This is a genomic window from Mycobacterium alsense (assembly GCF_002086635.1).
Lineage (GTDB): Bacteria > Actinomycetota > Actinomycetes > Mycobacteriales > Mycobacteriaceae > Mycobacterium > Mycobacterium alsense.
In genome coordinates this window covers 59462-68893 of record NZ_MVHD01000026.1, presented here as the reverse complement: position 1 = coordinate 68893, position 9432 = coordinate 59462, and the positions used below count along the sequence as shown (strand labels likewise).

Annotated in this window: 9 protein-coding genes; 4 read left to right on the top strand and 5 right to left on the bottom strand. The window is 69.6% G+C overall.

What is annotated here, in order from left to right:
* Both BST11_RS15655 and BST11_RS15650 read left to right on the top strand, forming a co-directional pair.
* Window positions 1-895: sensor domain-containing protein (locus BST11_RS15655; RefSeq protein ID WP_083138847.1), on the top strand; the 895-nt coding region annotated here is incomplete at its 5' end.
* A gap of 19 nt (window positions 896-914) precedes the next feature.
* Window positions 915-1883: an aldo/keto reductase gene (locus BST11_RS15650; protein WP_083138835.1), complete on the top strand. Its 969-nt coding sequence runs from the start codon at window positions 915-917 to the stop codon at window positions 1881-1883.
* Here BST11_RS15650 and BST11_RS15645 read toward each other — a convergent pair.
* The 4 genes from BST11_RS15645 to BST11_RS15630 form a co-directional block, all read right to left on the bottom strand.
* Window positions 1880-2650 (bottom strand): SDR family oxidoreductase, encoded by a 771-nt coding sequence (locus BST11_RS15645; RefSeq protein WP_083138834.1) that lies wholly within the window; start codon window positions 2648-2650, stop codon window positions 1880-1882. The two genes, BST11_RS15650 and BST11_RS15645, sit on opposite strands and share 4 nt — an antisense overlap.
* Before the next feature lie 67 nt (window positions 2651-2717).
* Window positions 2718-4868 (bottom strand): glycogen debranching protein GlgX, encoded by a 2151-nt coding sequence (glgX, locus tag BST11_RS15640; RefSeq protein ID WP_083138833.1) that lies wholly within the window; start codon window positions 4866-4868, stop codon window positions 2718-2720.
* 80 nt (window positions 4869-4948) lie between these two features.
* Entirely contained in the window at window positions 4949-6130 is a 1182-nt protein-coding gene (locus BST11_RS15635) for a zinc-dependent alcohol dehydrogenase (protein ID WP_083138832.1), read from the bottom strand.
* 40 nt (window positions 6131-6170) lie between these two features.
* Window positions 6171-6893, bottom strand: coding sequence for a GAF and ANTAR domain-containing protein (locus tag BST11_RS15630; RefSeq protein ID WP_083138846.1), 723 nt, complete (start codon window positions 6891-6893; stop codon window positions 6171-6173).
* A 271-nt stretch (window positions 6894-7164) separates the two neighbouring features.
* Between BST11_RS15630 and BST11_RS15625 the strand changes: the two genes are divergently transcribed.
* A complete protein-coding gene (locus BST11_RS15625; protein WP_083138831.1) occupies window positions 7165-8475 on the top strand; it encodes an NAD(P)/FAD-dependent oxidoreductase in 1311 nt (436 codons plus the stop codon).
* Here BST11_RS15625 and BST11_RS15620 read toward each other — a convergent pair.
* Window positions 8472-8837, bottom strand: a complete 366-nt coding sequence (locus tag BST11_RS15620) for a MerR family transcriptional regulator (RefSeq protein ID WP_083138830.1) — start codon at window positions 8835-8837, stop codon at window positions 8472-8474. The two genes, BST11_RS15625 and BST11_RS15620, sit on opposite strands and share 4 nt — an antisense overlap.
* 141 nt (window positions 8838-8978) lie before the next feature.
* On the opposite strand from BST11_RS15620, the gene BST11_RS15615 reads away from it, so the two are divergent.
* Window positions 8979-9428, top strand: a complete 450-nt coding sequence (locus BST11_RS15615; RefSeq protein ID WP_083138845.1) for an Hsp20/alpha crystallin family protein — start codon at window positions 8979-8981, stop codon at window positions 9426-9428.
* The last annotated feature ends 4 nt before the right edge of the window (window positions 9429-9432 follow it).

The following is a 9432-nucleotide window of genomic DNA, read 5'->3' as shown; positions in this document are numbered from 1 at the left end:
GCCTCCGCCCCCGCCACGGCGCCCGCGCGCCGACCCGCTCGCGACGCAGTCGCTGGTGTTCGCCTTCGTGTCCCCGCCCGTCGGTGCGGTGCTGGGGCACCTGGCGCTGGCGCGGCTGCGCCGCACCGGCGGGGCCGGCCGCGACCGCGCGCTGGCGGGGGTGGCGCTGTCGTACACGTTCGTCACCCTCGCCGTGGTCGCCGTGGTCGCGTGGGCCGCCCTGGCCGGGCTGCGTTCCCCCGCGGGCCACCCGGTGACCCCGGCCACCACCGCGGCGGCGCCCCCGCGGCCCACGGTCGCGCCGGACGCGATCGCGGCCCTGCTGCCCGGCCTTTCCGATCTGAAGGCCATGACCGACGACCAGAACCTCGAGGCGGGCCAGACGTGGGACCACCCGGCCCGCTCCGACAAGGAAGGGACCATCGACCGGCCGGAGTGCTGGGGCGCCATCGCCCCCGGCACGCCCGACGCCTACACCGTCGAAGCCATCGTCGGCTACCACGCCGCGGAATTCTCCGACACCCGCAGCCTGCTCAAGTCGGTCCAGGTCATCCAGGCCGTCGCGGCGTTTCGCGACGCGCCGGCGGCCCGCTCGCAGCTGGACGGGCTGCTGTCCGGGTGGCGCCAATGCGGCGGCACCACGGTCAGCGTGACCATCCCCGAGGTGGGCCCGATCCCGTTCTCGTTGAGCGCCCCCGCCGACGCCGGCAACGGCGTCACCACAATGGATTTGGCGCCCAAGGGACTGCAGGTCCGCTCCGCGCGCGCGATCGCGGCCAAGGCCAACGTCGTCGTCGACCTGTACGTGTCGTACAGCGGCACCACCGACGCCCTGCGGCCCCGGCAATCGGCGGTGAGCATCGCCGCATTCGCGCTCAACAAGATTCCCGGTTAGCACTCAGTAGGGTGGTCGCATGAAATATCTCGACGTCGAGGGGGTCGGGCGCGTCAGCCGGATCGGCCTGGGCACGTGGCAATTCGGGTCGCGCGAGTGGGGTTACGGGGATCGCTACGCGTCCGGCGCGGCGCGCGACATCGTGCGGCGGGCCCGGTCCCTGGGCGTCACGCTGTTCGATACCGCCGAGGTGTACGGACTGGGCAAGAGCGAACGGATCCTCGGCGAGGCGCTCGGCGACGAGCGCGCCGAGGTCGCCGTCGCCACCAAGGTCTTCCCGGTGGCCCCGTTTCCCGCCGTGATCAAGCAACGGGAGCGCGCGAGCGCGCGGCGGCTGGGGCTCGAGCGCATCCCGCTCTACCAGATCCACCAACCCAACCCGGTGGTCCCCGATTCGGTGATCATGCCGGGAATGCGCGACCTGCTCGACGCCGGAAACATCGGTGCGGCCGGCGTCTCGAACTACTCGCTCGCCCGGTGGCGGAAGGCCGACGCGGCGCTCGGGCGCCCGGTCATCAGCAACCAGGTGCATTTTTCGCTCGCCCACGCCGGCGCGCTGGAGGACCTGGTGCCCTTCGCCGAGCGCGAGAACCGCATCGTGATCGCCTACAGCCCCCTGGCCCAGGGGCTGCTGGGCGGCAAGTACGGTCCCGACAACCGCCCCGGCGGTGTTCGCGCCCTGAACCCGCTGTTCGGCACGGAAAACCTGCGCCGCATCGAGCCGCTGCTGCAGACGTTGCGCGAGGTGGCCGCTCAGGTCGACGCCAGGCCCGCCCAGGTGGCGCTGGCGTGGCTGGTCAGCCTGCCGGGGGTGGTGGCCATTCCCGGCGCCTCCAGCGTCGAGCAGCTCGAGTTCAACGTCGCCGCCGGCGACATCGAGCTGCCCGCGGACGCCCGCGACGCGCTCACCGCCGCCGCGCGCGCGTTCCGGCCCGCGTCGGGCGGGCGTTTCCTGGCGGACACGATCCGCGAGAAGCTGCGCCGCTAGGACTGCGGCGCCGCGTCCGCGAACGCCGCAGACGCCGCCGACGCACCCCGGGCGACGACGACGGGCATCGACGTCGCGGCGTGGGTGCGCAGGATCGTGTGGACCACGTCGACGAGGTCCTCGACGGGCATCAGTTTGCCGGGCATGCAGCCGCGCGAAGACCACAGCGGGACGGCCTTCGTCGCGAGGTCGGTGTCCCAGCCGATGTTCATTCCGGTTTGGGCGTCGCCCTCGCCGCCCGCGCACTCCCCCACGATCAGGCTGGTGAAGCCGACGTCGGGGTGCTCGGCCTGCCACGCCTCGACGAGCCTTTCCAGGGCGGCCTTGCTGACGCCGTACGCCCCCAGGCCCGGCCACGGCGGCCCGAAGGTGCCCGCGTCCGAGGACAGGTAGACCGCCTTGCCGGCCGCCGCGGTCAAATGCGGCACCGCGGCGGCCGTGACCAGCGACGCGCCGATGACGTTGGTGTCGAAGATGCGCCGCCAGGTGTGCGCGTCGGTGTCGACCATCCGGACGAGCGGCCCGACGGCCGGCGCGTAGACCAGGTTGTCGATGCCGCCCAGCGCGTCGGCCGCGGCGCCGATTGCGGTTCGGCAGGACGCGTCGTCGGTGACGTCGCACTCGATGGCGACGGCGCCCGGGCCCGCCTCCTGCGCCGCGCCGTCGATGCGCTCACGACGCCGGGCGAGCAGGGCGACCCGGTCGCCGCGCCGCGCGAGGCCAACGCCGATGCAACGCCCGAGGCCGCTCGAGGCGCCAACCACCACTGTCCTTGACATTTTCGCCCTCTCCTGTAACGAGCCCGCTGCAGGCACAGCGTATCGACCAGGAGGTTCAGGCGGCCTCGGGGGCTTGCAGCACCACGGCGGTATGCGCGCCCACAGTGAACGTGCCGCCCCCCGGCAGCTCCTCCGCGGGCGTTTCCTCCTCGGGCCCGGTGAACACCTCGATCCGCCAGGATGAGCCGAATTCCTTGGGCGGGAGGGTGAATTCGATCGACTCGTGGTGGGCGTTGAAGCACAACACGAACGAGTCGTCGAGGACCCGCTGGCCCCGCGCGTCGAGGTAGGGGATGCCGTGGCCGTTGAGGAACACCGCGACGGACTTCGCGAAGCCCGTGCCCCAGTCCTCGTCGCTCATCTCGGTGCCGTCGGGGGTGAACCAGGCGATGTCGGGCAGCCCGCCCTCGCCGCGCCGGCCCACCGGCTTGCCGGAGAAGAACCGGCGCCGCCGGAACACCGGGTGGTTGGCCCGCAGCGCCGACACCACCCGGGTGAACTCCAGCAACCCGGCGTCGGCGGCGGCCCAGTCGATCCAGGTGAGCTCGTTGTCCTGGCAGTAGCCGTTGTTGTTGCCGTCCTGGGTCCGGCCCAGCTCGTCGCCGTGGCAGATCATCGGCACGCCCTGCGACAACAGCAGGGTGGTCAGGAAGTTGCGCTGCTGGCGGGCGCGCAACGCGTTGACGCCGTCGTCGTCGGTGGGTCCCTCGGCGCCGCAGTTCCAGGACCGGTTGTGGCTCTCGCCGTCGTTGTTGTCCTCGCCGTTGGCCTCGTTGTGCTTTTCGTTGTAGGACACCAGGTCGCGCAGCGTGAAGCCGTCGTGGGCGGTGACGAAGTTGATCGATGCCACCGGCCGGCGCGCCGTGTGCTCGTAGAGGTCGGCCGACCCCGACAGCCGGTAGGCGAACTCGTCGAGCGTGGCCGGCTCCCCCCGCCAGAAGTCCCGGACGGTGTCGCGGTACTTGCCGTTCCACTCCGTCCACTGCGGCGGGAAGTTGCCGACCTGGTAGCCGCCGGGCCCCACGTCCCAGGGCTCGGCGATGAGCTTGACCTGGCTGACCGTCGGATCCTGTTGCACGAGTTCGAAAAACGTGGCCAGCCGGTCGACGTCGTAGAACTCGCGGGCCAGCGTCGCGGCCAGGTCGAAGCGGAAGCCGTCGACGTGCATCTCGGTCACCCAGTAGCGCAGCGAGTCCATGATCAGTTGCAGGGCGTGCGGATGCCCGACGTTGAGGCTGTTGCCGGTGCCCGTGTAGTCCATGTAGTAGCGCTTGTCGTCGTCGACGAGTCGGTAGTAGGCGGCGTTGTCGATGCCGCGCATGGACAGCGTCGGGCCCAGGTGGTTGCCCTCGGCCGTGTGGTTGTAGACGACGTCCAGGATGACCTCGATGCCGGCCTCGTGCAGGGCGCGCACCATCGCCTTGAACTCCTGCACCTGGCCGCCCGCCGATGCGGCGCTGGAGTACTTGGCGTCGGGCGCGAAGAACGCAATCGTGTTGTAGCCCCAGTAATTCGACAGACCCTTGTCGATCAGGGTGGAATCGTTGGCGAAGTGGTGCACCGGCATCAGCTCGACGGCGGTGACGCCGATACCCTGCAGGTGCTCGATCATCACCGGGTGCGCCACCGCCGCGTAGGTTCCGCGGAGCTGTTCGGGGATGTCCGGGTGGGTCCGCGTGAGGCCCTTGACGTGGGCCTCGTAGATCACCGTGTCGGCGTACTGGTGGTCGGGCGGGCGGTCGTTGCCCCAGTCGAAATACGGGTTGATCACCACCGACTTGGGCATGCTGGCCGCGGAGTCGTCGTCGTTGCGGCTATCGGGGTCGCCGAAGTTGTAGCCGAACAGCGACTGGTTCCAGTCGAACGTGCCGTCGATGGCCTTGGCGTAGGGGTCCAGCAACAGCTTGTTCGGATTGCAGCGCAGCCCGGCCTGCGGGTCGTACGCGCCGTGCACGCGGTACCCGTAGCGCTGGCCCGGCTCGATGTTCGGCACGTAGGCGTGCCAGACGAACCCGTCGGCCTCGGGCAGCGTGATCCGGCTCTCGGCGCCGTCGGCGTCGTACAGGCACAGCTCCACCCGCTCGGCCACCTCGCTGAATACCGCGAAGTTGGTGCCGGCCCCGTCATACGACGCGCCCAGCGGATAGGCCCGGCCCGGCCACACTTCGCCGGTGGGTGTGGGAGCGGGGGCGTGTGCGGTGGTCATGGCCCAATCAGTACCCTGTCGGGCACACCCTCAAACTGCCGTCCGGTTGGCAAACGGAAAGCGTTGTGCGCTAGTCGTTTTCAGGGTTTCAGGATGACCTTGACGGCACCATCCTGCTTCTTCTGGAAGATCTCGTAGGCATGCGGGGCCTGGTCGAGGGGCAGCACGTGCGTGGCGAAGGTGTCGACGCCGAGCGGGTCGTCGTCGCCGAGCAGCGGCATGATGTCGTCGACCCACCGCTTCACGTTGGCCTGCCCCATCCGCAGGGTCAGCTGCTTGTCGAAGAGGGTGAGCATCGGCAGGGGGTCGGCCATCCCCCCGTAGACGCCGATCAGCGAGATCGTTCCGCCGCGCCGCACGGCGTCGATGGCGGAATACAGGGCGGAAAGCCGGTCGACGCCCGCGGTCTGCATGAGTCGCTTGCCCAGCGCGTCCGGCAACATGCCGCTCGCCTGTTGGGCGAGCTTGGCGACCGGGGAGCCGTGGGCCTCCATGCCCACCGCGTCGATCACCGCGTCGGTGCCCCGCCCGTCGGTCAGGTCCCGGATCGCGTCACCCAGCGGACCATCGAGCCGGCCCAGGTCGATCGTGTGGATGCCGCGCCCGGCGGCCCGCGCGAGGCGCTCGGGCACCAGGTCTACGGCGATGACCCGGTAGCCGAGATGGTCGGCGATGCGCGCGGCCATGTCGCCGATCGGCCCCAGGCCCAGGACGGTCACCGACCCCCCCTCCGGGATGTCGGCGTAGGCCACCGCCTGCCACGCCGTCGGCAGCACGTCGGAAAGGTAGACAAACCGCGAATCCGGCGGGCCCACAGGCACTTTGATGTGGGTGAACTGGGCCTGCGGGACGCGCAGGAATTCGGCCTGGCCGCCGGGGACCTCGCCGTAGAGCTCCGAGTAGCCGAACAGCGCCGCCCCCATGCCCTGGTCGCGCACCTGGGTGGTTTCGCATTGGGTGTAGAGCCGCTCGTCGCACATGCGGCAATGGCCGCAGGAGATCTGGAACGGGATGACGACGCGGTCGCCGACCCGCAGATCGCCCGTTTCGCCGCCGACCTCGCGGACGATTCCCATGGGTTCGTGCCCCAGGATGTCCCCGGCCTTCATGAAGGCGCCGAGGATCTCATAGAGGTGCAGATCGGACCCGCAGATGTTGGTCGAGGTGACCTCGATGATGGCGTCGGTGGGATGTTCGATCTTCGGGTCGGGCACCGACTCCACACGGACGTCGCGTTTGCCCTGCCACGTGACGGCTTTCATGTGCGAGGCGCATACCCGCCCCGCGCCGAGCGAAACGCCGTTACGCGCCGCGCTCGGTCCGACGGGGGCTCTTGAGCGGGTGTTCGGAGTCGATCAGCGACCTGGCGATCTCGATCAGCTTGGTGTTGGACTTCTGCGACAGCCGGGACAGCAGTTCGAACGCTTCGACCGCGTCGAGGTTGAAGCGTTCCATGATCACGCCCTTGGCCTGACCGATGATGTCGCGTGACGCCAGCGCACTGCGGAACTGGTCCTCGCGGCGCATCATCGACCACGCCAGCGCGACGTGCGTGGCGAAGACGCCGCCGAGCTCCAGCGATTCCCCGCTGAAGGCGTGGGGGTGGTCGGCGTAGAAGTTGAGCGCCGCCATGCTGGTGCGGTCGACGGACAGCTCGTAGGACAGGATCGAGCGGATCGGAGTGTGCGCCAGCGCGTGGCGCTGATAGCGCGGCCAGCGCCGGTCGACGCTGAGGTCCTCGACGTGCATCATGTGGTGCTGCCAGCCGGGCTCCAGGCAGGGCCCCTCCCCGTACCGGTTCTGGATCGAGTCCAGGATGATCGGATAGCGGTGCGTGGCAACAACGTTGGTGACGATTTTGGACTCGTCGGCCAGGGTGATCCCCGCGTACTGGCAGCCCGCCACGTGCCGGGCGCCGCTGTCGACGAGTTGGCGCAGCCCCACGCTGGTCTCCGTGCCGTGGCGCTCGAGGTCGGCGATCAGGCCCGCCAGTCGGGTCGCGATCGTGTGTTGGCTCCCCGGCATCGCAATCACCGCCCCGCTTACTCTTTGTCACGCCGCACCGAACGATCCGACGTGTCAGCGCATATACGAAGTCTATTGGCCACAGAACGAAGTGCAAACCCCAGACGGACCGTTGCCGGTCGGCCGGGCCGGGCCCCCACCGAAAGCGAACCGGAATTCTCCCGCCCCCCAGGACGATTCGTACGTGAGAACCGTTGTGGCCCAATGTGATAACCGCGCGCTCCGGACGCCGACTTGTGACGGCGGGCCACCCGATCGTTACACTGCGTCGATGACCTCGATCGTGATCGTCGGCAGTGGCTTCACCGGATTCACCTGCGCGCGGCGCCTGACCCGCATCCTCGAGCGGCGACGCGCGCCGGTCTCCGTCACGATGATCTCCCCGGTCGACTACATGCTCTACACCCCGCTGCTGCCCGACGTCGCCGGCGGCGTCGTCGACGCGCGCTTCGTCGCGATGCCCCTGGCCAACACGCTCAAGGGCGTCCGCGCCGTGCGTGGCCGGGTCGACGGCGTGGATTTCGCGCGGCGCACCCTGACCTATCGGGATCCCGAAGAGCGCAGCCACCACATGTCCTGGGATCGGCTGGTGCTCACCCCGGGGTCGGTGACGCGGCTGTTCGACGTGCCCGGCCTTTCGAGGCACGCGCGGGGACTGAAGACCACCGCCGAGGCCCTCTACCTGCGCGACCACGTCGTCGAGCAGCTCGAGCTGGCCAACATCGAGGACGACCCGAAGGTGGCGGCGGCCCGGCGCACCGTCGTGGTGGTCGGCGCGTCGTATTCGGGCACCGAACTGGTTGCCCAGTTGCGGGCCCTGGCCGACGCCGCGGCCAAACAGATGGGTTTCGACGCCGCCGAGGTCAAGTTTTTGCTGCTGGACACCGCCGAACAGGTCATGCCCGAGGTCGGGCGCAAGCTGGGCGACGCCGCCCTCGGGGTGCTGCGCCGCCGGGGCATCGACGTCCGGCTCGGCACCACCCTCAAGGAAGCGCACGCGGATCACGTTGTGCTCAGCGACGATTCACGCATCGACACCCATACCCTCGCCTGGGTGACGGGGGTCACCGGGGCCCCGCTGATCCAGGAGCTGGGACTGCCGACGGAACGGGGCCGGCTCAAGGTCCAGCCCGACCTGCAGGTGCCCGGCCACGCGGGCGTCTTTGCCGCGGGCGACGCCGCGGCGGTCCCCGACCTGACGCAACCCGGGAAGGTCACCCCACCCACCGCGCAGCACGCCACCCGCCAGGGCAAGGTGCTCGCCCGGAACGTGGCCGCCAGCCTCGGCTACGGCGCCAGCAAGCGGTACAAACACCGCAACCTGGGCCTGGTGGTCGACCTGGGCCCCGGATACGCGGTGGCCAACCCGCTCAATGTGCACCTGTCGGGGTTGCCCGCCAAGGCCGTGACCCGCGCCTATCACCTCTACGCGATCCCACGGGGGGTCAACCGGTGGGCCGTCTCGCTGGCCTATTTGACCGACGCGCTGTTCGACCGGTCGGTGGTGTCGATCGGCCTGGCGTCCGAGGAGGACGCGCAGTTCGCGGCCAGCGAGGGCATCCCGATGCCGAAGACGAGCTAGCCGTCGCTCTTCTTCCTGGTTGACGAGCGCTTGGCCGCGCCCCGCAGATCCCGATTGGTGGAGCGCAAGTGGGAGTTGGCCGTCGATAGCGCGGTGTTGTGGTCCTCCAGGCTCAGGATGCGCGCGATGCCGGCCAGGTTCACCCCGGCGTCGACCAGTGCGCTGATGCGCTGGAGGCGGGCCAGGTCGTCGGCGCTGTAGCGCCGGGTCCCGCCGTCGCTGCGCGACGGCGTCACCAGCCCGTGGCGTTCGTAGAGGCGCAGTGACTGCACGGGGATGCCGGAAAGTTCGGCGGCCACGGAGATTCCGTACACTCCCCGGTCGCGCGCGGGCGCCCCGGCGTCGGTGGTGTTCTCGGTCATCGGAGGCCTCCACAGCGAACTCGGACAAAATCTATGTATCACACTTGCACTCATCTGTCGAGGATGATATAAGAAATCTATGTCGTGAGACACACATTAATCCACTTCATACTCGACAGATTGGAGTGAGAGGTGACCGCCATGCTGATGCGTACCGATCCCTTCCGTGAGCTGGACCGCTTCGCCCAGCAGGTGCTCGGCACGGCCGCCCGGCCCGCGGTGATGCCGATGGATGCCTGGCGCGACGGAGAACAGTTCGTCGTCGAATTCGACCTGCCCGGCATCGACACCAACACGCTCGACATCGACATCGAGCGCAACGTGGTGACCGTGCGCGCCGAGCGCCCGGCGGTCGACCCCGACCGCGAGATGCTGGCCACCGAGCGGCCACGCGGGGTGTTCAGCCGCCAGCTCGTGCTCGGCGAAAACCTCGACACCGACAAGATCGCGGCGGCCTATCGCGAGGGCGTCCTCAGGCTGACCATACCGGTGGCCGAAAAGGCCAAGCCGCGCAAGATTTCGGTCGACCGCGGCAACGGTCACCGGGCCATCGACGAGAACGCCCCCGAGCGGGAGGTAATCGACGCCTGAGCAA

What these genes read in the sequence shown, in the direction of transcription:
- BST11_RS15635 (WP_083138832.1), bottom strand. Translation starts at nt 6,130, where the DNA reads ATGAAAGCCGTCACGTGGCAGGGCAAACGCGACGTCCGTGTGGAGTCG.
- BST11_RS15650 (WP_083138835.1), top strand. Translation starts at nt 915, where the DNA reads ATGAAATATCTCGACGTCGAGGGGGTCGGGCGCGTCAGCCGGATCGGC.
- glgX (WP_083138833.1), bottom strand. Translation starts at nt 4,868, where the DNA reads ATGACCACCGCACACGCCCCCGCTCCCACACCCACCGGCGAAGTGTGG.
- BST11_RS15625 (WP_083138831.1), top strand. Translation starts at nt 7,165, where the DNA reads ATGACCTCGATCGTGATCGTCGGCAGTGGCTTCACCGGATTCACCTGC.
- BST11_RS15630 (WP_083138846.1), bottom strand. Translation starts at nt 6,893, where the DNA reads ATGCCGGGGAGCCAACACACGATCGCGACCCGACTGGCGGGCCTGATC.
- BST11_RS15615 (WP_083138845.1), top strand. Translation starts at nt 8,979, where the DNA reads ATGCTGATGCGTACCGATCCCTTCCGTGAGCTGGACCGCTTCGCCCAG.
- BST11_RS15620 (WP_083138830.1), bottom strand. Translation starts at nt 8,837, where the DNA reads ATGACCGAGAACACCACCGACGCCGGGGCGCCCGCGCGCGACCGGGGA.